Below are 22025 nucleotides of genomic sequence, written 5' to 3'. Positions count from 1 at the left end.
ATGGATAAACGGACAGATACAAGGAAAAGGGGGATAACCCGGATTGGCAGATTCCGGTCTCGAAATCCCAGAACGGAAAAACTATCATGGAAAAAATTCCTGAAATTCTATACCCGTATCAAGCTGCCCTGGTATTTATTTATTCTGACGGCTCTGCTGAGCTTTGCATCGGCCAAAGCCGATCTGCTATTGGTTCCGTATACTTCACAGATTTATCAGGGGCAGATTACAGCGACGACATTTCTGTACGGATTTATCCTGGTTACCCTGATTGCAAATGGAAGCACCATACTCACTACGCTGGTATCCGGTTGGTGTGAATTGATCTCGGTACGCAATATGCGTACTGAAATATGGAGTAAGGTGTTAAGACTGCCTTCTGCGGTGCATGATCGGGAACAGCCGCAGACACTTATTTCACGGGTAATCAGCGATACGGAGGATGCTGTACAGGCGCCGCTTACCCTGATCACCTTTTTCTCGGCGATGTATGCTCTGATCGTTGCCTATCTGGAGATGACGCGAATCTATTCCGAGCTTGCCCGGCTGATTATATACGTTGTTCCTGTCATTTTTCTGATCATTTATGCAGTCGGCAAATTGACCTATTATATACAGTATTTGCTCACCAGAGCACAGGCTGAACTAACCGGCTTCTTCTCGGAGCGGCTATCCAACATACAGTATATTAAGGCATCCAATGTAGAAAATGGTGAATATGAACAGGGCGCGAGAGCGAGTGAACTCAAATACAGGGTAGAGATTCGTGCCGCAGTGCTGGGAATGCTGCAGCAGCTGATGGGCTTCTTTATTAACTATCCCGTTCAGATTATTGCGTTGCTGGGCGGTGCCTACTATGTAAGAAACGGTCAGATGAGCATGAGTCATCTGGTGGAATTCTATACGTATTCGTTGTTACTGGTACCGCGATTTTTTGACATCCTGATGAATTGGCAGGCGATCAAGTCTTCTCATGGTGCCACCTACAAAATCGCGGATCTGATGGATATCAAAGATGAGACGGATCATGCACAGCTGCCTATGGATGGAGTACAGGCGGATATCGTGTTTGATAAGGTAGCGTTCCGTTATGACGATGAGAAGTCCATCTTGAAAGAAGTGAGCTTTACAATTCCCCACCGCAAGGTGACAGCCTTGATTGGTGCCAATGGCAGCGGCAAATCGACCATATTCAAATTGCTGCAGCGCTTCTATGAACCGAATAGCGGCGAGATCAGAATAGGCCATATGAATCTGAATGAAGTCAGACTGGATGAATGGCGTTATCAGAGTGGATATGTCTCCCAGTACTGTCAGCTGGTTCCGGGAACGGTGGCTGACAATATTGCCTATGGGATGAGCGAGGATTATTCACTCGAAGATCTGATTGAGGCAGCCAAGCGGGCTAATGCGTATGATTTTATTACCATGCTGCCGGAAGGTCTGAATACGATGCTGGATATGGATGTCAATCTATCCGGGGGCGAAATGCAGCGGATTAATATCGCCAGAGCCATTATGAAAAACCCGGATCTGCTGCTGCTGGATGAACCGACCAGCAATCTGGACTGGATCAGCAAGGATGAGGTGCTGGCCGGATTGGATAATATGGTGCATGGACGCACGACACTTATTATTACGCATGATATGGAGATTCTGAGCAAAGCAGATCATATCATTCTGGTAAAAGATGGCTGTGTGGAAAAAGAAGGTACCTACGAAGAAGTGGTGAACGGCAGTGCGACCCTGAGAACATTTCTGCAGCTGCAGAAAAATTAGAATGTGGAGGAATCTATGTCAATGCAAACGATAAAATCCCATGTGGTATCCGAATTTGATTACAAAAAAATCCCGGTTGATCCATCCCGGTTGATCTGTGAGACTTCTCTGGCACTCCATACGGAACTGGAACGTATACGCCGCAAATATCGGGTTCAGGTAAAAACAGAGCAGGCCGCACTTCAGGATATGATAACCTGCAATCTGGAAAGTCAGCACGAACGGTTCAACCAGCAGAATCTGAGTCTCACAATCGGTCTTGGTCTGTTTCATCGTGAATTGGAACAGCGCCTGATAGGTGTTCCTGTCGGTAAAAAAATAGATTTGACCGTAGACGGACACCGGGTGACTGCCGAGCTGACTCAGATCCTGCACAATGTCATTCCCGAGTTGGATGATGATATTGTAGCGCGAGAAGGCATTCGGGGCATATCCACAACCAGGGCATTTGAGCGTCATGTCTACCGGGAAGTGGCTGAGCCGATTATTGATGAGAAGCTGTATCCTGTCATCACAGAAGTTATTGCCGGAGTGATCGAACAGAGTGAATTTAGTATTGATCCGCAGGATGTACGTGCTCTGAGCGAGATCGAACTGCAGCGCACTCGGATGATTGCCAAAAAGGAAGGATTCGTATTGGAAGATATGACTCCCGAACAGTTCGACGGCAGAATACCGGTCCATACTTTTGAAGAACTGCAAAGTCTCGTATACGAAGAAACGGAAAAAAGCTTTCCCGCTTTCCTGCTGGGAGTGAAGCATATGGAGCAGGACGGAGTAACGGTGTCGCGGGATAAATATGAGAAAGCAGTGGCCGAGTACAGCACAAATTACAATTATACGATCGAAGAGGCCAGGGAAGTTATGGCATTTGAGCTTTTCGAATCATGGGAAATCCAAGATTACTATTACAATAAAGTTAGTCAACATTTGAAAAAACACATTCAGGAGGTATAAATATGTCTATTCACGCAGGTACACCGAACAATTATAAAGAGCTGGTTAAGGAAGGTTTTGTTATCGTCGATTTCTATGGAGAGAGCTGCTCACCGTGTAAAATGCTATCCAAAGTACTGGACGACATTGATTTCGAAATGCCATTTGTTAATGTAGTCAAAGTGAATACGTCCCAGCATTTCGAGCTGGGCGAGGAATTCAATATTATGGCGGTACCGACTGTATTATTTTATAAAAATAACGAGATTGTGGATCGTCATGCAGGTCTGATGAGTGCCGAAGCCATCAAAGAGAAAATCGCCAAATATCTGTACTGATTCCGGTAGACCATTATATATCCAGGCTTGAATGACAGGAGGAAATAACAAATGAATTATGAATCCACAGCATATCGTGTAATTCAGCGCTGCGAGCTGGAAGATCTCAAGTCACAGGGAGTGCTGCTGGAACATATCCAGTCCGGTGCCCGAATCGTCCTGCTGGGCAATGATGATGATAACAAAGTATTCAGCATCGGATTCCGCACTCCAGCTACGAATAACAATGGAATGACACATATATTGGAACACTCTGTTCTTTGCGGATCAGAGCGCTTCCCGGCCAAAGACACTTTTGTGGAACTGGCCAAAGGAACGCTGAATACCTTTTTGAATGCCATGACTTTTCCGGATAAAACGATCTATCCTGTAGCCAGCCAGAATGATCAGGATTTCCAGAATCTGATGGCGGTCTATATGGATGCGGTACTGAAGCCGAATGTTCGCCAGCAGGAACAAATCTTCATGCAGGAAGGATGGCATTACAGCCTGGAATCAGCGGATGCCGAACTTCACTATAATGGGGTCGTCTACAATGAGATGAAGGGCGCATTTTCCAATCCGGACAGTGTGATGCAGGGAGAAATCTCCCGCTCGCTGTTCCCGGATACGACGTATGCGTATGAGTATGGCGGACTGCCGGAAGAGATTACACAGCTGAAGTACGAAGATCTGCAGGCTTTTCACCAGAAGTATTACCATCCTTCCAACAGCTATATTTATTTGTATGGAAATATGGACATGAATGCCAAGCTCGATTGGCTCGATGAGAATTACCTCAGCCAGTATGACCGGGTTCGGATCGATTCCGCTGTCAAGCATCAGGCTCCATTTTCCCATAGCGTAGAGGTCGAGAAATTCTATTCCATCGGCAGCCAGGAGTCTGAACAGGGGCGTGTCATAATGTCCTATAATGCGGTGATTGGCACCAATCTGGACAGCGAACTGAGAATCGCTTTCAAAATTCTGCAGTATGTGCTGTTCAACGCACCGGGGGCGCCTGTTCAGCAGGCACTGCTGGAAAGCGGACTGGCCCGGGAAACCTATGCTTCATTTACGGATAGCCTCTTCCAACCCGTGTTCAGCATTTTTGCCAAAAATGGGGAACGACCGGACAAGCAGCAATTTATCGATACGCTCACCTCCGTGTTGCAAAAAGCGGTGCAGGAGGGTATCGACAGGGAAGCGCTATTGGCTTGTATCAATGTCATGGAATTCCAGTATCGGGAAGCCGATTTTGGCAGTTTCCCTAAAGGATTGGTATATGGAATGCAGATTCTGGATAGCTGGCTGTATGACGATCAGCAGCCTTTTATTCATCTGGAGGCTAACCGAATCTTTGACAGGCTCAAGACAGAGATGAACGATGGATGGTTTGAGCAGCTGGTGGAGAAATATCTGCTTAACAATACACATGCCTCCATCGTGACGCTACTGCCGGTTCGCGGGCTGAATATGCAAAAGGAACAGCAGCTCAAGGAGCAGCTGCAGGTGTACAAAAACAGCCTGACCAGCGGACAGATTCAGGAGCTGGTACGTCAGACTGAAATGCTCACAGCCTATCGTAATCAACCTTCTCCATCGGAACAGCGCAGCCGGATTCCATTGCTGTCGAGACAGGACATCCAGACTCAGGCATCCCTGGCCTATCCGGTGGTGCACGAAGCAGACGGTACGACGATTCTGCACAACCGCATGTCTACAAATGGAATCGCCTATGTACAGATACTATTCGATCTGAGCCGCGTACCGGGTCATTTGCTTCCCTATGTAGGCATATTGAGAGATGTGCTGGGCACTGTGGATACCGACCGTTACAGCTATAACAAGCTGTCCAATGAGATCAATCTTCATTCCGGCGGTATTTTCACACAGGTGTCCAGTTATGCGGATACCCGGCGGGTAGACCGTTTTGCCACTACTTTTGAGCTGCATGCCAAAGTGCTGTACAGCAAACTGGATTTTGTATTTGATATTATTCGCGAGGTCATCTGTACGTCGTCATTTGCCAATACGCGGCGGATCTATGAGATTATCGCCGAGATCAAATCCAGACGGCAAATGGATCTGATTTCTGAAGGACATCAGACAGCGATCACCCGGGCATTTTCGTATCATACGGAAGCCGGTGTGTTTGAAGAACTGGTAGAGGGTATTGCCTATTTCCAGTTAATTGATCAGTTGGAACGGAATTACGAGAAGGAGCAGGAATCGTTGGTTGCTGCACTGGAAGAACTGATGATCCATATTTTCCGGCCGGAGAATATGACGGTCAACTATACCGCTGAGAACAACAGCTACCCGGGACTCGTACCGCTCGTCAAGCAGTTGAAGTCACATCTGCATACCGAGCCTACAGTGTCGGAGCCATACCGGTTGTCTCCCCTGCTGCGCAACGAAGGGTTCATTACCTCTTCTGAAGTGCAGTATGTAGCCCAGACCGGCAGCTTTTTGCAGCAGGGATTTGCCTATCACGGGTCACTGAGAGTGCTGTCCCAAATCATCGCCTTTGATTACCTGTGGCAAAATATACGGGTAGAAGGCGGTGCCTACGGAAGCATGATCCAGTTCCAGCGTAATGGCAGCAGTTTCCTGGCCTCCTACAGGGACCCGAATCTGGCCCGTACCTACGAGGTATATGCCGGAACTGCCGATTATGTGCGTTCTTTTACCGCGACAGAGACGGAGATGACCCGTTATATTCTGGGAGCCATCAAGGATCTGGATACGCCGATGAGTCCGTATGAGGCCGGCCTGCGGGGATTGTCGCTGTACATGACCAGTTACGGTCCGGAGGATGTGCAAAGGGAGCGGGAAGAAGTGTTGGATACGACCGCCAAGCATATTACCGATCTGGCTCCACTGGTCGAGGCTGTACTGGCATCCGGCAGCCTATGTACGATCGGAAATGAGAGCAAGATAAAAGAAGAAGGAAGTATGTTTGCGGAAGTACTGCCTTTGTACAATTAAGATGGATCACTTCATATCACTCGGAAAAGCTCAACATTATGCCACATAATGTTGAGCTTTCTTTGAATTTGACTCCTAATTGTCAGATATGGGTTGACAATACAATCGCTGGAACAGCACTATAGACTATAGTTAAATGGAAGTCATTCTAAAAAAAGAAGTGAATACGAATGCAAGAGAGTATGCGGGCAAGTTGGGTACAACGGCTGCTGGAAAAGTATTTTTCCGGAGCAACAATGAACTACCGCCAGATGATCTCGCTGTTTATTCCGATCCTGATCGACCAGGCATTTGTGATGGGATTGAATCTGATCAACACCGCCATGATCAGCTCGGCAGGTGTGGCTGCGGTCAGTGCAGTCAATATGGTGGATTCGCTGAATATTTTCCTGTTAAGTGTATTTATCGCGGTAGCGACAGGCGGTACGGTCGTCGTTGCCCAGTACAAGGGCAACGGCAATGAGCTCAAAGTATCGCAGGCGAGTGCAGGCGCGGTATCATCGGTCTCGGTGCTGGCACTGGCTGTGGCGATTATCGGGATTGCCTTTCACGGGCCGCTGCTCAGTCTGCTGTTTGGCTCGGCCGAAGCGGAAGTTATGGATCATGCACGTACATACTTGATCGGGAGCTGTATTTCCTTTGTCGGGATTGCGATTGTGGAAGCGGTCTGCGGAGCGCTGCGCGGTGTCGGCAGTACAAGGGCTTCGCTGGTGCTGTCGCTGATTATGAACCTGCTGTATGTGCTGCTGAACTTTGTATTTATCAATGGGCTGGATATGGGTGTGCTCGGAATGACCCTGTCGGTCAATATTGCCCGGTATGGCGGCGCCGCGTGTGCGCTGTATTATTTGTTCAAAATGGACGTGAACCTGAAAGTACGGGTACGCGAGCTGTTTGAGGTCAAATGGGAGATGTTCAAAAAGATCCTGTTTATCGGCTTCCCCTTTGCAACCGAGCAGATGTTCTTTAACGGCGGGAAAATATTGACCCAGATCTTTATCGTCGGTATGGGCACCTATGCGATTGCCGTCAATGCGATCTGTTCCGCACTCGCAGGAGCAATGCAGATTCCGGCCAATGCGCTGTCGCTGACGATTATTACGGTAGTCGGTATGTGTATCGGCAGCGGGCATATTGACGAAGCGCGCAAGTTCACCAAGTCGTTCCTCGTGCTGGCGTCGATGTCCTTTGTGTTAATGGGGCTGATTATTCTGCCGCTGTTCTATCCGCTGATCTCACTGTTCGATCCGCCGGCAGAGATCGTGGATGAAATCTTCTGGGTGCTGCTCATTAATACGCTTGCTCAGATTCCGCTGTGGGCGATTGGGTTTATTACACCGTCGGCACTGCGGGCGGCCGGGGATGCCAAGTTTACTTCGATGGTGTCGATGCTGTCGATGTGGCTGTTCCGGGTCGTACTCGGGTATGTGCTGGGTGTTACGCTTGGCTGGGGTGTTCTCGGGGTATGGATCGCGATGGACTGCGAATGGGCAGTGCGCGGGATTATTTTCATGAAACGGTTTTATGGGAATAGGTGGCTGCAGCATCGGATTATCTAGCGGGTGCTGCGGAGAGTACGGTGTGATATGGAGTCTGATGCATCGTATGGTACGGTGTTGGATGCATCATGCACTCCAGAAAAGAATAAGAGCACGTCCTCCGGTTAAGCCTGGATTGGTATAAGTAACAGGGGATCTCCAGACTTAAGTTGCTTAAGATATTTTGCTGCGTAAAATTCACTTTTATTAGGCAACGCTTTTTAAAAGCGAAACGCTTAAGTGTCGTCCTTTGCTCTTATTTCTTTTCTTTTGTTACGTGCTGTTTCATCATTCGGATAGTATCTAATGATCGTCGTTATTTATAATAGAGTGTACCTTTTACATGAGCAATTACAGCTTTGCCATTAGAACGCCATAGGATATTATAATCTCCTGCTGGAAGAAGACGGGTTATAGGAGGAGACATAGTAAGATGTGGTGGAACTTCTTGCTGCGTATAAACTTCATTAGTAGTAAGTGAAGATAAGGTAAGGACAACAGGATTTTCACTCTTGTTTTTAATGATTAACTTCAACTTAGCATTTCCTTCAGATACTGTAAATTGAGATTGGGGGCTCGACCATTTTTGCAGTTCCTCATCAATTACAATTTGAGGCCCAGTTTGAGTTGACTTCGCCTGGTAGCTTGGTGGACTTTCTGTGTTTTGGCTCTGTTCACTAATATCGTTTGAAGAATTGCTTTGAACAGCACTAGAGAGAGTATCTTTTGGTGAATTTGAAGGAGAGCTACAAGCAGCTAGAGACAGACAAATAATAAAGCAGGATAATTGTATAGCTTTTCTTTTATAAAGTTTGGTCATTGTATACATTCCTTTAGGGTCAAATTTATTGCAATTCATTTTTAAAAGGATACTATTTCTGTACAAAAACAGCTTCTGGATCATAATATGAAATGCCAAAGTGACGTATGTATAACGTAAACTTTGGCATTTTTTGTATTGTCGTATCTATGGATACACCTGCAAATTCCACAAATTGTAAAGTGGAATGCTATACTGGGGATATTCCGAGTTAAAGGAGATGCTTTCTGATGGGCATCATTTATATGGCTGGCATGATTCTGATTCTGGCGCTGCTCGTAGCGATATTGGGACATGTGATGTACCGCTGGTCCAAGCGTCATGTGACCGGTATGCTTACTATAGTTATAGCTATCGTATGGCTAATGCTGATTTGGAGCGCTCCCGGGCTGCTATGGGTCATTATTCCGGCGCTGATTATATACGGTCTATTGGCGCGTTATCCTTATGTACTCAAGGCAAAATAAAGCTGTACAGCAGCAAGCATTCCTCCTGATTGTGGGTTAGAACAGAGTACAGGGCAATTATGTATCGCTCATTATTTTGTATCGTTCGCTGCCCTGCGAGTGCATTATATACTTCATTGTATATGGAAACCGAACAAAAAGTAAATATTTGTTAAAAGAGAGGGTGCGGCTTATGATTCGGTATTCCAGTAAGGCAGCCCGTTTGCTCATCGTACTTCTCCTTGGAGCCAGAATGACAGCCTGTTCCTCTTCGCAAAATTCGGCAGGTATAGAGGCGGCAGCTGCAGAAGGCAGTCAGGGAACGGTATATTATGTCGCGCCCGGAGGCAGGGACACCCAACCGGGTAGTATGAATGCGCCATGGAAGACGATACAGCATGCTGCCGATCAGGCGGGTCCTGGCAGTACGATCTATATTCGCGAAGGTGTATATCAAGAGCGGGTGAAGATTCGTCATTCCGGCTCGGCAGCAGCGGGCTATATTACATTTGCGAGTTATCCGGGAGAGCAGGCAGTGCTGGATGGCACCGGGGTAAAGGTGAGCGGGCTGCAGGGACTGATCGATATCGCTGACGCCAGTTATATCCGTATCCAGGGTCTGGAAGTACGCAATTACAAGACCCATTCCCGCAGTGCGGTGCCGGTCGGTATCTATGTGCATGGCAGCGGACAGCAGATTCAGCTGACCGTCAATCATGTACATCATATCGCCAATACGGCTGTCCCGACCGGTCCGGATCTTACAGGGCGGGACGCGCACGGGATCGCGGTGTATGGCGACCGGGCACCCGCAGCGCTGAAGCAGATCACGATTGACGGCAATGAGCTGCATCATCTGGTGCTCGGCAGCAGCGAGTCGCTGGTCGTTAACGGTAATGTAGACGGGTTTCGGGTAGAGAACAACCGGATTTACAACAGCGACAATATCGGAATTGATCTGATCGGGTTCGAGGGAACATCTCCGGATGTACGGTATGACCAAGCGCGCAGCGGCATTGTCCGCGGCAACCGGATCTATCATATTTCGTCCAACCATAATCCTTCCTATGGGCCAAAGCTGCCAAATCATAGCAACTCGGCGGGCGGTATCTATGTCGATGGGGGCAGGGACAGCATTATCGAGCAAAATTATACCTATGACAACGATATCGGCATCGAGATTGCTTCCGAGCATGCAGGCCGGAGCACGAGCCATATTACGGTGCGCAGCAATGTCATTTACAACAACCGGCAGACGGGCATTGCCATGGGCGGTTACGATGAGGAGCGGGGCTCCACGACAGATTCCCGGATCGTGAACAATACGCTGTATCACAATGATTCACTGGGAGCAGGCAATGGACAGCTGCTGCTCCAGTATGATACCCGCAACAATGTGATTCGCAATAATATAATGGTCGCCGGGACTTCCGGGGTGCTGATCTACAACGAATACACCCGCAATTCCGGCAATATTGTAGACCATAATCTGTATTTCTCACAGGACGGCAGCTCTGGCTCCACCTGGGTCTGGAAAGGCAGGGAATACAGCGGACTGCAGGCGTACCGCACGGGCAGCGGCAATGATCTTCATTCCCTTTGGGCCAATCCGCAGTTCCTGAATGAAATGGCCGATGATTACCATATCCAGCCTGCATCACCGGCGGTAGATAGTGGGTCTCCTGATCCTGTACTGCAGGATACCGAGGATATGGACGGACAGCCCAGAGTCTCCGGTAAGGCTGTAGATATCGGAGCCGACGAATCCACATAATATAACTGCCTATAGCCGCAAAAGAAGCCTGCCGATAGCACCATGCTGAATATTTTTTAGCGGATGCAGCAGCAACCAGCGTCATCATAATACTGGGGAACATGTAGATTCTCTTCTTTTCGGAATAAATGATGATCCCAGGACGGAATTGATTTTACCGAATCCAGCAGGATTATGTAAAAAATACCTGTACCACCCATTAAAAAGGGCAAAAGTGGTGTAATGAAAGATAGGAGTCAAATACAAATACAATGGGCAGGTGTTCCCTTTGAAATATATTGAGGATGGAGTAAGCATTGCAGAAAGCTGGCTGGACCTCCATGAAGAACTGTTTAACTTTCCTCCTCATCCTGAACATGGCCGCTTCCATTCTCCCTATGCGTACCGGGGCATGGATAGCGCTTCGTTTGATCTTAGTACCAGTCTGATGAGGATCGAAAATACAGGGATGGAGTCTCATTTGCTGCGCAATTTCAAAAAGTTCGCCCGCGCGTCGCTGAAATATGAACGCAACGACTGGGAGCTGCTGGCCGTCGCTCAGCATCACGGGCTGCCGACACGGATGTTGGACTGGTCGTTCTCCCCGTATGTGGCCCTGCATTTTGCCACGTCCGATCTGAAGCGGTATCACGAGGATGGGGCAGTCTGGTGTCTGGATACGGACCAGGTGCATTCCCACTTGCCGGCCAAGCTGAGACACCGTCTGGATGAAGAGGATCTGCTTGTTTTCACCGTAGAGCTGCTGGATGAGCTGTTCACCGATATGAAGGATTTTGACAGTCTGAAAGGCGACGATGACTTTGTGATCTGCCTCGATCCCCCATCGATCGATGAGCGCATCGTGAACCAGTATGCCATGTTCACGATTATGAGCAACCGTGATCGCGGGCTCGACAACTGGCTTCAGCAGTACCCGGGACTGTACAAGAAGATTATTATCCCGGCGGAATTGAAGCTGGAAGTCAGGGACAAACTCGATCAGGCGAACGTCAATGAGCGAATCATCTATCCGGGTCTCCAGGGCATCAGCGCCTGGCTGAAGCGTCACTGTACCAATACAAGACTGATGCGGTAAATGCATGCAGCATCCGCCAACTGCCCTTATATATCCGGGGGATACAGCACAAAAGCCGGGCTTTGCCACTTGTTCATCGGAACAGATCGCAAAAGTCCGGCTTTTTGGATAGAACTTAGAACTATTGAAGAAATTCGTACACGAGCCATTAGAGAACTTCATATACGGATACAAGATTAGCTTTGTATCCAATGGAAATGCGAGAAAGGCCAGTAAATCATCTCCGCCCGGCCGACCACATCGTTCACCGGAATATAGCCGATCATGCGGCTGTCCTGGCTGTGGGAGCGGTTGTCACCCATTACAAACAGGTATCCTTCCGGCACTTTGCCGTCCGGCAGTGCTGGAGTGGGAAAGTCATTGATATTATAAGGGCTGCCCTGTGCCTGTGCTGCAGCGACCGCGGATTGGATATAAGGCTCATCAACCGCCTTTCCGTTGACCATCAGGCGGTCACCTTCCACTTTGACCGTATCTCCACCGACTGCGATCACCCGTTTGATAAAGTCTCTGTGCTGGGAAGGTACTTTCAGCACGATCACTTCACCCGGCTGAGGCGAACGCAGATCATACAGCAGCTTGTTTGCGATCAGACGCTCATCGTTATGAAAATTAGGTTCCATCGATTGCCCGCTTACCACAAAGGGTTCAAACAGGAAGAGACGTACGATGGAAATCAGACAGACGGCTACAATAATTCCTATCAGCCATTCCTTGACTTCGCTTTTTTTGCTTTTGGGAGGGTGCTCAGTTGAAGAGGACGTTGGATGATGAGTATCCGGTTCTGCAGATGATACAGGATCATTCCCTTGAGGCTGTTGAGTCATAGAGGGTTCCTTCTTTCATTATTGATGTCGTGTATATCGCCATGATTTAAGGATATCCATTCCAGACGCCATTGTAAAATTTTGCAAAAAAAGAGGCCGGAGACCTGTGCGGTTCCGGCCGAATATTTATTTCGCTTGCCCGATCAGTACTTCATTGACCAGCTCGCTCATGCCTTTCCAGGAATCCTTCATCAGAAAGTCCTGCTGCAGCGCCAGATTCCACGGGCGCGGGATGCCGATCGTGCGTTTGCCGGCTTCACGGGCCGCCAGCAGATTATGCGGACCGTCATCGATCAGCAGATCGAATTGCAGCAAATATTTACGCTTGGCCACAAAGAAATTCTCATAGGAGATAAAGGGCAGATGCTGCTGCAGCCATCTCCATTTCTCCGGTACCGAAGAAGGACGTGCGGCCGTCACGACGATCAGATCGTGCTGCTCATGAATACGGCGCATCTCCTCTACCGTATGCTCATCAAAGATCTCCAGTTCTTCATACAATCCCGGTCTTCCGAAAAAGACTTCTTCCGAGCATTCGTGATGCCAGATCCGGCTGAGGTCAAAGCTGTTCACCTGCTCCATCGTCAGCGGCAGATCCGGGTAAAGGGCGTTGTGGTAGTGAATGGCTCTGGGAAGAAGATGACAGATCGTGTCATCCATGTCGACAGCTACAATTTTACGGTTCATTTCGCAATTTCCTCTCCTTATGTAAAAAGCTGCCGGGCTCATGCCCGGACAGCTCTATTCGATAGATAGTCTTTGATTACAGCGTTCCCCATTTGCGGTCGCCGTTCAGGTATTTCTCGGTCAGAATCGACAGCAGCTGGATACCGACTTCGTTATGTCCGCCCTCGGGAATGATCAGATCGGCGTATTTTTTGGAAGGTTCGATAAAGGCTTCATGCATCGGCTTCACCGTTGTCATGTACTGCTGGTGAATCGACTGGATGCTGCGTCCGCGCTCTTCGATATCGCGCAGCACACGGCGCAGGATGCGCACATCCGGATCGGTATCGACGAATACCTTGATATCCAGCTGTTCACGCAGCTTCTCGTCGGACAGCACATGCAGTCCTTCGATAATCACAATATTGTTGGGCTGAAGTTCCAGCGTCTTGTCGGTAAAACGGGCATGTGTCGTAAAATCATACACAGGTGCATGGGCCGTTTTGCCTTCCTTGAGCTCACCCAGATGCTGGATCATCAGTTCATTATCAAAAGCGAACGGATGATCATAATTGATCAGCGCCCGTTCTTCCAGATTCAGATGCGTATGATCTTTATAATAATTGTCCTGAGAGATGAAAGTAACTGCTTTTCTCGTTCCCATACGTTCGATGACGGAGCGGGCGACGGTTGTTTTGCCTGAGCCGGTACCACCGGCAATACCAATAATGAGCATGGCGTTTGAATAAACCTCCCTAAAGTTAGAAACACAGTATAATTCAGCGTCAGAACCAACGCATTATGAAATCAAAATATTTGCACGGGACGAACATGAAGTTTGCACAGCAAAATGGGTGTATATTTCACCACCCGACAAGTACCAGTGTCATACCACCAACATTCATATAGGCGTAACAAAATCAATGATCTCTTCTAATATTTTAGGATAGCATAGCTCTGAAAAATTTTCACCTGATTTCATAGGGTTAACGCACGAAATATGCAAAAATATTAAATTTATTTGCGTTCGCTTTACAATTCGTACCAAATGGCTTGAGTATTTCGATTTTTAGGTTAAATTAAGCTTATAAGGAACAAATAAAATAGATGTGTCCATGTAGAACGCTGTCTACTAACGATCAGGAAGGAACATGCATATGACAGAATTGCAGGGAACCTATAATACTCCGCTTGTTCTACTTTCCTTGTTTATCTCGTTTTTTGCTTCTTATTGTGCATTGTATATATATGAGAGGGTCCTGATCCTTCATGGACGTTCTCGGCTGGTCTGGATCTTGTTCGGATCGATCATAATGGGGCTTGGCATCTGGTCGATGCACTTTATCGGTATTCTCTCCTACAGCCTGCCGGCAGAGGTGCATTATAATCCGGTCTGGCTGCTGATCTCCATACTGCTGCCCATCATAGCGGTACTGGCTGCTTTCTGGATGATCAGTGTGGATTTTATGAAAACCAGTAGTCTGCTTATGGGCTCGTTATGGATGGGCTTTGCGATTGTGGCGATGCATTTTACCGGAATGGCTGCGATGGAGATGCCTCTTCAGCAGCATTATGACTGGTGGAAAGTCTGTCTGTCCGTCCTGATTGCCTGCGGAGCTTCTTTTGCTGCACTCAAAATCTCCGCCCGTCACCGTCATCAGAAACATGTGATCACCGGCAGAGCCAAGCTGTATATGGCGCTGCTGCTCGGCAGTGCGATTGCGGGCATGCATTATACCGGGATGGAAGCTCTGCATGTCCATGATCAACATACGATGCATCCGTTGCCGGGTATGCCTCCAGAGATGCCTGCCAATAAAACGAATGAAATTACCCTTGCCATTATGATCGGCGGAGCCATGCTGCTTATTCTGCTGCTGCTGATGATCAGCCAGGTTGTTGACAAACGTTTTGCACTGCGGCAGGCGCATATTAATCAGCGCCGGTATGATTCGATTTTTGAACACAACCCTGATATGGTGCTGTTGTTTAACCGCAGGGGTGAGCTGCTTCGTGCCAACCCGGCAGCCGAGAAGATTATGGGCTATTCCATGAACCAGCTGAAAGGGCTTTCCTTTTTGAATATGGTTACAGAGCCATATGTGGATAAGGTATGGAGCTGCTTCCAGGATGCAATGGAAGGCATTTCCCATACCATTGAGTTGACGATCTACCATCAGGATGGGAGGGAGCTCTGGTTGAGTACGACGATGGTTCCCTGGGTGGAAAGTGATGGGGTTAAGGACATTTACACCATATCCAAAGACATTACCAGCCGCAAGCAGGCGGAACATGATCTGCTGCAGACCAAGCATGAGCTGGAAGAGGCGCTTCGTGTTAAGAGTGACTTCCTGGCCATGATGAGTCACGAACTGCGAACACCGCTCAACGGGGTGCTGGGCATGAGTGATGTGCTGCTGGAAATGGGGCTGAATGAAGAGCAGCAGGAATTTGTCGGTCATATCCATCACAGCGGGACTGTACTGCTGCACGTCATTAACGAGGTTCTGGATTATTCCAAACTGGAAGCCGGCGAAATGAATCTGGTCCGGGAGCCTTTCAGTATCCGGCAGCTGATGGAAGAGACAGCAGGTCTGTTTGTTATACAGGCACAGGAGAAAAATCTGTATATCGATTTTGCATCCGGGGAGTCTGTTCCGGATATCGTACTCGGAGATGAACAGCGCATACGTCAGGTATTGATCAATCTGATCAGTAATGCGGTCAAGTTCACTCTAAAAGGAGGTATCCAAATCCGGGTACAGGCGGCTCAGGATGCACAGGTCGCTGCAGATGAACCGATGTGGCATTTCAACTTTACGGTACAGGATACGGGGATCGGTATTAGTGAGGAAGATCAGTTGAAGCTGTTCCAGCCATTTTATCAGATTGACTCCAGAATCAGCCGTATGTACGAGGGAACCGGACTCGGCTTGGCCATCTGCAAAAATCTGATCGAGCTAATGGGCGGAGAGATCGGTGTCCAGTCTGTCGAAGGAGCAGGGTCGGTGTTTTACTTTACGATTCCGATGAGCCAGTATGAAGACAATCATAATGATCTGCTGTGGGAAGAGAATCTGGGCTAGTTCAAAGTCTAAAAGAACGCCATCCCCAGCACAGCCGATCCGGCAATAACAATCAGCGGATGAAGTTTATATTTGACAATTCCCATAAAAGCGGCCGCTCCAATCAGCAGAATCATCCAGTTGACCGGCTGCAGCAGGGAAGTCCAGCCGCTGGCGAATCCAAAGTGAATTGCCGCATAGATGATCAGCCCCGTAATGATCGGTCGCAGGCCGTAAAAAGATGATTTCACCATCGGACTGTTGTTGATTTTGTAAAAGAAGCTGGCGATCAGCACGACGAGTACCAGCGAAGGCAGCACAATACCGCCGGTTGCCGCGAGCGCACCGCCGATTCCCGCAGTCTGGTAGCCTATCAGTGTCGCACTGTTGGTCGCGATCGGGCCGGGGGACATACCTGCAAGCGATACAGTCTGCTGCAGATGCTCCGGGGTCAGCCAGCCGTAACGCTCGGAGTCATGCTGGATCATCGGGATGACCGCATAACCGCCGCCAAAGGAAACAAAGCCTATTTTGAGAAATGAGACAAACAGCTGCCACAGTATCACCGGAGCACCTCCTTAAATATAATATTCAATCTGCGCCTGGCGATCCTGATCGGCAGGTCTTTCTTTTTCCGTCCGGGCATTCAGTCCGAAATGCTTTTTGACGCGGATAATCAGGATGCCGAGCAGCAGACCGCACAGAATAAGAATAACCGGATTCAGCCCGGTGAGCAGCAGCAGGATGAGCGCACCTGCCGCTACGATGATCGTTGTACGGTCGAACAGTGCATTTTTGCCCATCCGGTAAGCGGCCACAGCGATCAGACCAATCACCGCTCCCTTGATTCCCAGGAAAGCGGCCTGTACCTTGTGCACGTCTCCGAACCGGGAATAGAACAGGCTGATCGCAAACACAATCAGAAAGGTGGGAAAGGTAATCCCGAGCAGCGCTGCAATCGCGCCGGGAACCCGTCCCATTCGGTAACCGATAAAAGTCGAAGCATTTACCCCGACCCCCCCGGGAGCCGAGCCTGCGAGCGACAGCAGATCATCCAGCTCCTGTTCATTGATCCAGCGCCGCTTATGGACAATCTCGCGTTCAATCATCGGAATCATGGCATAGCCGCCGCCAAAAGTGGCAGGGCCTATTTTGAAAAAGACAAGAAATAGCTCCAGCAGTATGTTGAATGAATATCTGTGTGGTTTCTTCATCACCGTCTCCTTTTCTACTCTGTTCAGTATACCATCTTTTTACCAAAATGAAATTAACTTTGGACAAGAGAGGGAAGAGCAAACAGAAAAAAGGATAACAACTTTGACCAAATCCCGATCAGGCGTGGATAAGAGCAGGAATCGTGCTGGAAATACAACGATAAAGAAGAACAACGGAGTCTATTATGTATGAAATCCAATTCGTATACAGGAGTCTTTATATTATTTTGGTTGAAAGTCAAATTTTAAAAGTTGAAAGTTAAAAGGGGCAGGTCGACCGAATACAAATAAAGATTTCCACTATCCACTTTCCCGGAGCATACCAGCTGCTTCCAACGTATAATACCGGGCTTGTTTGACATGGCGATTGTAGCCCTTATATGATTAATTGATACCAGCGCCTGTCCTATATATAGATACACAGGCAACCATGGATCAGCATATCAGTATAGTGGTGGGCAGCCGCTCTGCTGCGCAGATTGGCTTATCCTGGGAGGCTGCGCTGGCCGTGTATTCCCGGTCGCTGCGGAGCAGCATATCCAATTCGTTGATAATCCACAATCTGCGATTCCACTCACCCATGATCCGGCACAAAACAAGGAGGTAGTACAACCATGCTGTCATTTTTCAAAAAAAATAAAACACAGACGATAGACATTCCTGCACCCATCACAGGGAAAGCGGTCGATCTGTCCAATGTACCGGACCCGGCTTTTGCCCAAAAAATGATGGGTCAGGGCATCGCCATTGAACCTTCCGAAGGCAAAGTATTCGCTCCATTTGATGCCAATGTAGCCCAGATGTTCAAGACCAAGCACGCGATCATGCTGGAGCACAGCTCCGGTGTTCAGATGCTGATCCATGTCGGTGTGGATACCGTCTCACTCAAGGGTGAAGGCTTCCAGGCTCATGTAGCGACAGGTGACCAGGTCAAAAAAGGCCAGCTGCTGCTGGAGTTCGATATCGCCCAGATCCAGGCGGCAGGCTATCCGGTTATCACGCCGGTCATTATCCCTGACGGTCAGGATGCACTCCAGGGTGTGGAAGAATATACCGGCAGTGTCACTGCTGCGCAGGATAAAGTACTGACAATCACCGTTTCCTGATTGGATATATGGTCCAGCATCATAAGCGCATGGTCGGTTTCTTTTGAAGCGAACATGCGCTTTTTGTGATGAGAAGAGAGAATCATCCGGCGCAGTAGTGGTTTATAGGTAGAGAGGAGGGATGAATATGCGTGCAGAGAAGCAGGATGCAGAACATCATGAAATGACGACGGAACCAAATGCTGTAGAGACCGAGACGCTTACTCTCGGCATGGGCTGCTTCTGGGGACCGGAGGCATTGTTCGGTTATCTGGCAGGTGTGCTGCATACCCGAACCGGCTACGCAGGCGGCACAACACAGTCACCGGTATACCGTCAGCTCGGAGATCACTCGGAGACCATAGAGATCGTATTCGACCCGTCCATTATTACGCTGGAGCAGCTGCTGGAGCTGTTCTGGAATCATCACAATCCAGCGGTGATCAATGATTACAAAGGACGCCAGTACCGTTCACTGCTGTTTTACCGGAACGAACAGCAGCGTCATATGATGGAGCAGATGCAGCAGCCGGCAGCTCCGCCTCATGCATTTTCCATTAATAACGGGAATGGCGCCAATACTTCCGGATCGTCGGATACTTCCTCTCCAATCGCTCCAGATGTGCCGGAGAAAAAGCGGTTGACCGAGATTCAGCCGTATGATGCATGGTACCCGGCTGAAGAGCGGCATCAAAAGTATTATTTGCAAAGACAGCATGAGCTGATGGATCAGCTGGGTGAACTGTATCCGGATCGGGAAGAGCTGTTCCGATCCACGCTGGCTGCCAGACTGAATGGATACAGCCGTGGACATGTGACGCTGGCAGAGATCCGGCAGGAATTAGGATGTTGGCGGATGCCTGTGGAGCAGCAGCGCAAGATCAATGATTGGCTGGCGGATAGACTGTAGACCGATGCAGCAGATGTACGATATTAGTCATCTGCTGCATCGGAACAGACAGCATATACCAGATGTGATAGCATCCTTTTTTTGAAAGGAGAAGCATTCTTTTTTAAATTACTATTTGGCGTGAAATGGAAACTCGTTTTATACCCTGCTAAAAAGGCATTCTAAATTCAAAAACAAATTTGGCCTTTTCTAATGTAAGCGTATTCATTTATAGATCATATTATTAATACATCTTGGGAATAGGCAAAAGCAGCTCGTACCCGTCCATATGCTGCTGTCTCTAATTCTGACCAACCCTCGTATTACCCGGCACCTATCGACCGATTTACCCCAAACAATTTAAACAATATACTGGGATCAAATTTAATTACATATCCCTATATGATACATTTACTAACATATGAAAATAGAAAATGCCTATTCAACAGCCTTTTAGTTAAATATACTCACATAAAAAGTTTGGAAATCGGAAAATCCTATTGTAATCAGCACCAAGATCATCTATGATAAACCCAATTAAAAAAGTTATAACGCTTTAACTTTAAAAAAGTAAATGACAGATACGATCTACTGGCTGTCTCACTACAGAATCTTACGCAAGAGAGGTACTATTATAACGACATCTGCATGTTAAAAGTTATTACTCTGCAATGTATGTATCATCATTTTGCAAAAGGAGGCTCGGCGTAATATCATTCTTTCCTGCAAGGATATCCTGTTACGATCATTCATCAGGTGTATCTTTTGTCTAAAAATTAAAGCGCTATAACTTTAAGTTTAAATTCAACAGCTGGGAAGTGATCAATTGCTGACTCGTGAGATAAGACGTGAGACTTGGTTGATGTACGCTTTTATATCGCCCTGGATTATTGGCTTTACGGTGTTTGCCCTGTTTCCGATTCTGGCTTCGCTGTATTACAGCTTCACCGACTATGACATTATTCATTCGCCGCGCTGGGTTGGGCTGGATAATTACCGGGAGATGTTCGCAGACGATCTGTACTGGAATTCGGTGATGGTCACGCTCAAGTATACGTTTATTAGCGTGCCGCTGCAGCTGCTGTTGGCGATGGGCTTCGCCCTGCTGCTGAATCAGAAATTGCCGTTTAAAGGTTTTTTCCGAACAGCCATGTATTTCCCGAGTATGGTGTCGGGGGTGGCGATGTCACTGCTCTGGTACTGGGTGTTCAATCCGCAGATCGGGCTGTTCAACTACGTGCTGTCCTGGTTCGGTGTCAAAGGGCCTGCCTGGCTGATGGACCCGGATACCGCATTGTATTCATTGATCATTATGTCGTTCTGGGGTGTCGGCGGAGCGATGATCATTTTCCTGGCCGGACTGCAGGGGGTTCCGACGAGCCTGCTGGAAGCGGCCAGACTGGATGGAGCGGGCAGGTTGTCGATTTTCTGGCATGTGACGCTGCCGATGATCTCGCCGGTACTGCTGTTTCAGCTGATTCTCGGTGTAATTGAGTCATTTCAGGTATTCACGCAGGCTTTTGTTATGACCCATGGAGGCCCCAATTATTCGACCTGGTTCTACGTGTATGGGTTGTATACAAGCGCATTCAAGGAATACCGGGCAGGATATTCATCAGCGATGGCCTGGATTCTGCTCATCGTGGTGCTTATCGTCACGTACATCATTATGAAGCTGTCCAACCGGTATGTGTACTATGAAGGAGGGAAAAGCCGATGATTACATCCAACCGGATGCAGGAGTCGGAAGTATGGACAGCAAACCGGCCGAGACGCAAAGTCGACTTTACCCGGGTGCTCAGCTTTATCCTGCTGATCCTCATTACGCTGACCATGTTGATGCCGCTGGTCTTTATGGTTACGACGTCGTTCAAGGCCCAGCGGGAGACGATGCAGTATCCGCCGACCCTTTTCCCGGATAGTCTGCAGTTCAGCAATTACGTGGATATTTTCTCCCGGCTGCAGTTTGGCACGATGTATCAGAACAGTCTGATGATTGCGGGAATTACGGTGCTGGCTACGCTGCTGTCTTCATCACTGGTAGCCTACGGATTTGCCCGTTTTCGCGGGACAGGACGCAATCTGATGTTTATGCTGCTGCTCAGTACGATGATGCTGCCCTATCCGGCGATTATGATTCCGCAGTTTGTGCTGTTCAGCAAGCTGGGCTGGGTAGATACTTTTTTGCCGCTGATCGTACCCGCCTTTTTCGGATCTGCGTATAACATCTTCCTGCTGCGTCAATTTTTCGCCAATTTGCCGGAAGAACTGTTCGATGCCGGCCGGATGGACGGATGTACCGAGATCGGGATGTACTGGAAAATTGCGCTGCCGCTGTCCGGTGCCGCGATGGCGACGGTGGCGATCTTTTCCTTCATTTATAGCTGGAACGATCTGCTGACTCCGGTACTGTATCTGAACTCGTCGGATATGTTCACACTGCCGGTCGGCATGGCTTCGCTGACTTCATCCAAATTCCGAGTCGCTCCATGGCATCTGCTGATGGTAGCGTCCGTACTGGCACTGCTGCCGATTGTCATACTGTTTATCCTGGCCCAGAAGCGCTTTGTCGAAGGCATTGTGCTGACAGGCATCAAATAAAG

Annotated in this window: 19 protein-coding genes; 13 read left to right on the top strand and 6 right to left on the bottom strand. The window is 48.4% G+C overall.

Annotated elements, in window-relative coordinates; all coding sequences use genetic code 11:
* From WH45_RS20195 to WH45_RS20175, 5 genes are all read left to right on the top strand, one after another.
* Entirely contained in the window at positions 1-1779 is a 1779-nt protein-coding gene (locus WH45_RS20195) for an ABC transporter ATP-binding protein (RefSeq protein ID WP_046216233.1), read from the top strand.
* A 21-nt stretch (positions 1780-1800) separates the two neighbouring features.
* On the top strand, positions 1801-2736 hold the full coding sequence (locus WH45_RS20190) for a trigger factor (protein WP_046216232.1): 936 nt from the start codon (positions 1801-1803) through the stop codon (positions 2734-2736).
* Between the two features lie 2 nt (positions 2737-2738).
* Positions 2739-3053, top strand: a complete 315-nt coding sequence (locus WH45_RS20185; protein ID WP_046216231.1) for a thioredoxin family protein — start codon at positions 2739-2741, stop codon at positions 3051-3053.
* A gap of 51 nt (positions 3054-3104) precedes the next feature.
* Complete coding sequence (locus tag WH45_RS20180; RefSeq protein ID WP_046216230.1) at positions 3105-6023, top strand: insulinase family protein; 2919 nt, start codon at positions 3105-3107, stop codon at positions 6021-6023.
* A 170-nt stretch (positions 6024-6193) separates the two neighbouring features.
* A complete protein-coding gene (locus WH45_RS20175) occupies positions 6194-7582 on the top strand; it encodes an MATE family efflux transporter (RefSeq protein ID WP_046216229.1) in 1389 nt (462 codons plus the stop codon).
* A gap of 295 nt (positions 7583-7877) precedes the next feature.
* Here WH45_RS20175 and WH45_RS23475 read toward each other — a convergent pair whose 3' ends face one another.
* Positions 7878-8381 carry a hypothetical protein gene (locus tag WH45_RS23475; RefSeq protein WP_152663612.1) on the bottom strand — a complete coding sequence of 168 codons (504 nt, stop codon included), beginning with the start codon at positions 8379-8381 and terminating at the stop codon, positions 7878-7880.
* A gap of 230 nt (positions 8382-8611) precedes the next feature.
* On the opposite strand from WH45_RS23475, the gene WH45_RS20170 reads away from it, so the two are divergent.
* The 3 genes from WH45_RS20170 to WH45_RS20160 all read left to right on the top strand — a co-directional run bounded on the left by WH45_RS20170 (position 8612) and on the right by WH45_RS20160 (position 11676).
* Positions 8612-8848 (top strand): hypothetical protein, encoded by a 237-nt coding sequence (locus WH45_RS20170; protein WP_046216228.1) that lies wholly within the window; start codon positions 8612-8614, stop codon positions 8846-8848.
* A 172-nt stretch (positions 8849-9020) separates the two neighbouring features.
* Positions 9021-10601 carry a right-handed parallel beta-helix repeat-containing protein gene (locus WH45_RS20165; protein WP_082097000.1) on the top strand — a complete coding sequence of 527 codons (1581 nt, stop codon included), beginning with the start codon at positions 9021-9023 and terminating at the stop codon, positions 10599-10601.
* 268 nt (positions 10602-10869) lie between these two features.
* Positions 10870-11676, top strand: a complete 807-nt coding sequence (locus WH45_RS20160; RefSeq protein ID WP_046216226.1) for an FRG domain-containing protein — start codon at positions 10870-10872, stop codon at positions 11674-11676.
* A gap of 176 nt (positions 11677-11852) precedes the next feature.
* Here WH45_RS20160 and lepB read toward each other — a convergent pair whose 3' ends face one another.
* The 3 genes from lepB to udk form a co-directional block, all read right to left on the bottom strand.
* Positions 11853-12503 (bottom strand): signal peptidase I, encoded by a 651-nt coding sequence (lepB, locus tag WH45_RS20155; RefSeq protein ID WP_082096998.1) that lies wholly within the window; start codon positions 12501-12503, stop codon positions 11853-11855.
* Positions 12504-12629: 126 nt separating this feature from the next.
* Entirely contained in the window at positions 12630-13190 is a 561-nt protein-coding gene (locus WH45_RS20150; protein ID WP_046216225.1) for a 5' nucleotidase, NT5C type, read from the bottom strand.
* Positions 13191-13266: 76 nt separating this feature from the next.
* The gene (gene udk / locus WH45_RS20145) at positions 13267-13905 is read right to left on the bottom strand and encodes a uridine kinase (protein WP_046216224.1); all 639 of its coding nucleotides are present in this window, start codon (positions 13903-13905) and stop codon (positions 13267-13269) included.
* A 421-nt stretch (positions 13906-14326) separates the two neighbouring features.
* Here udk and WH45_RS20140 point away from each other — a divergent pair, with 421 nt between their 5' ends.
* Complete coding sequence (locus WH45_RS20140) at positions 14327-16255, top strand: MHYT domain-containing protein (RefSeq protein ID WP_046216223.1); 1929 nt, start codon at positions 14327-14329, stop codon at positions 16253-16255.
* Between the two features lie 8 nt (positions 16256-16263).
* Here WH45_RS20140 and WH45_RS20135 read toward each other — a convergent pair whose 3' ends face one another.
* Together WH45_RS20135 and WH45_RS20130 are read right to left on the bottom strand one after the other, a co-directional pair.
* Positions 16264-16800 carry a chromate transporter gene (locus WH45_RS20135; RefSeq protein WP_082096997.1) on the bottom strand — a complete coding sequence of 179 codons (537 nt, stop codon included), beginning with the start codon at positions 16798-16800 and terminating at the stop codon, positions 16264-16266.
* Positions 16801-16812: 12 nt separating this feature from the next.
* On the bottom strand, positions 16813-17448 hold the full coding sequence (locus WH45_RS20130) for a chromate transporter (RefSeq protein WP_046216222.1): 636 nt from the start codon (positions 17446-17448) through the stop codon (positions 16813-16815).
* 614 nt (positions 17449-18062) lie between these two features.
* Between WH45_RS20130 and WH45_RS20125 the strand changes: the two genes are divergently transcribed.
* The 4 genes from WH45_RS20125 to WH45_RS20110 all read left to right on the top strand — a co-directional run bounded on the left by WH45_RS20125 (position 18063) and on the right by WH45_RS20110 (position 22023).
* A complete protein-coding gene (locus WH45_RS20125) occupies positions 18063-18554 on the top strand; it encodes a PTS sugar transporter subunit IIA (protein ID WP_046216221.1) in 492 nt (163 codons plus the stop codon).
* 127 nt (positions 18555-18681) lie between these two features.
* Positions 18682-19443: a peptide-methionine (S)-S-oxide reductase MsrA gene (locus tag WH45_RS20120; RefSeq protein ID WP_235338434.1), complete on the top strand. Its 762-nt coding sequence runs from the start codon at positions 18682-18684 to the stop codon at positions 19441-19443.
* A gap of 841 nt (positions 19444-20284) precedes the next feature.
* Positions 20285-21142 (top strand): carbohydrate ABC transporter permease, encoded by an 858-nt coding sequence (locus WH45_RS20115; protein WP_152663611.1) that lies wholly within the window; start codon positions 20285-20287, stop codon positions 21140-21142.
* On the top strand, positions 21139-22023 hold the full coding sequence (locus tag WH45_RS20110; protein ID WP_046216219.1) for a carbohydrate ABC transporter permease: 885 nt from the start codon (positions 21139-21141) through the stop codon (positions 22021-22023). Before WH45_RS20115 ends, WH45_RS20110 begins: the two co-directional genes overlap by 4 nt.
* Positions 22024-22025: the final 2 nt, after the last annotated feature.

It is taken from the genome of Paenibacillus wulumuqiensis (assembly GCF_000971965.1).
GTDB lineage: Bacteria > Bacillota > Bacilli > Paenibacillales > Paenibacillaceae > Saccharibacillus > Saccharibacillus wulumuqiensis.
The sequence above is the reverse complement of the archived record's forward strand: the minus strand, read 5'-3'. Positions and strand labels throughout refer to the sequence as shown.

Bases quoted from the DNA above. Each gene is read 5' to 3' on its own strand.
- udk (WP_046216224.1), bottom strand. From the start codon at position 13,905: ATGCTCATTATTGGTATTGCCGGTGGTACCGGCTCAGGCAAAACAACC.
- WH45_RS20130 (WP_046216222.1), bottom strand. From the start codon at position 17,448: ATGAAGAAACCACACAGATATTCATTCAACATACTGCTGGAGCTATTT.
- WH45_RS20170 (WP_046216228.1), top strand. From the start codon at position 8,612: ATGGGCATCATTTATATGGCTGGCATGATTCTGATTCTGGCGCTGCTC.
- WH45_RS23475 (WP_152663612.1), bottom strand. From the start codon at position 8,381: ATGACCAAACTTTATAAAAGAAAAGCTATACAATTATCCTGCTTTATT.
- WH45_RS20110 (WP_046216219.1), top strand. From the start codon at position 21,139: ATGATTACATCCAACCGGATGCAGGAGTCGGAAGTATGGACAGCAAAC.
- WH45_RS20190 (WP_046216232.1), top strand. From the start codon at position 1,801: ATGCAAACGATAAAATCCCATGTGGTATCCGAATTTGATTACAAAAAA.
- lepB (WP_082096998.1), bottom strand. From the start codon at position 12,503: ATGACTCAACAGCCTCAAGGGAATGATCCTGTATCATCTGCAGAACCG.
- WH45_RS20150 (WP_046216225.1), bottom strand. From the start codon at position 13,190: ATGAACCGTAAAATTGTAGCTGTCGACATGGATGACACGATCTGTCAT.
- WH45_RS20140 (WP_046216223.1), top strand. From the start codon at position 14,327: ATGACAGAATTGCAGGGAACCTATAATACTCCGCTTGTTCTACTTTCC.
- WH45_RS20175 (WP_046216229.1), top strand. From the start codon at position 6,194: ATGCAAGAGAGTATGCGGGCAAGTTGGGTACAACGGCTGCTGGAAAAG.
- WH45_RS20180 (WP_046216230.1), top strand. From the start codon at position 3,105: ATGAATTATGAATCCACAGCATATCGTGTAATTCAGCGCTGCGAGCTG.
- WH45_RS20195 (WP_046216233.1), top strand. From the start codon at position 1: ATGGATAAACGGACAGATACAAGGAAAAGGGGGATAACCCGGATTGGC.
- WH45_RS20115 (WP_152663611.1), top strand. From the start codon at position 20,285: ATGTACGCTTTTATATCGCCCTGGATTATTGGCTTTACGGTGTTTGCC.
- WH45_RS20185 (WP_046216231.1), top strand. From the start codon at position 2,739: ATGTCTATTCACGCAGGTACACCGAACAATTATAAAGAGCTGGTTAAG.
- WH45_RS20125 (WP_046216221.1), top strand. From the start codon at position 18,063: ATGCTGTCATTTTTCAAAAAAAATAAAACACAGACGATAGACATTCCT.
- WH45_RS20120 (WP_235338434.1), top strand. From the start codon at position 18,682: ATGCGTGCAGAGAAGCAGGATGCAGAACATCATGAAATGACGACGGAA.
- WH45_RS20165 (WP_082097000.1), top strand. From the start codon at position 9,021: ATGATTCGGTATTCCAGTAAGGCAGCCCGTTTGCTCATCGTACTTCTC.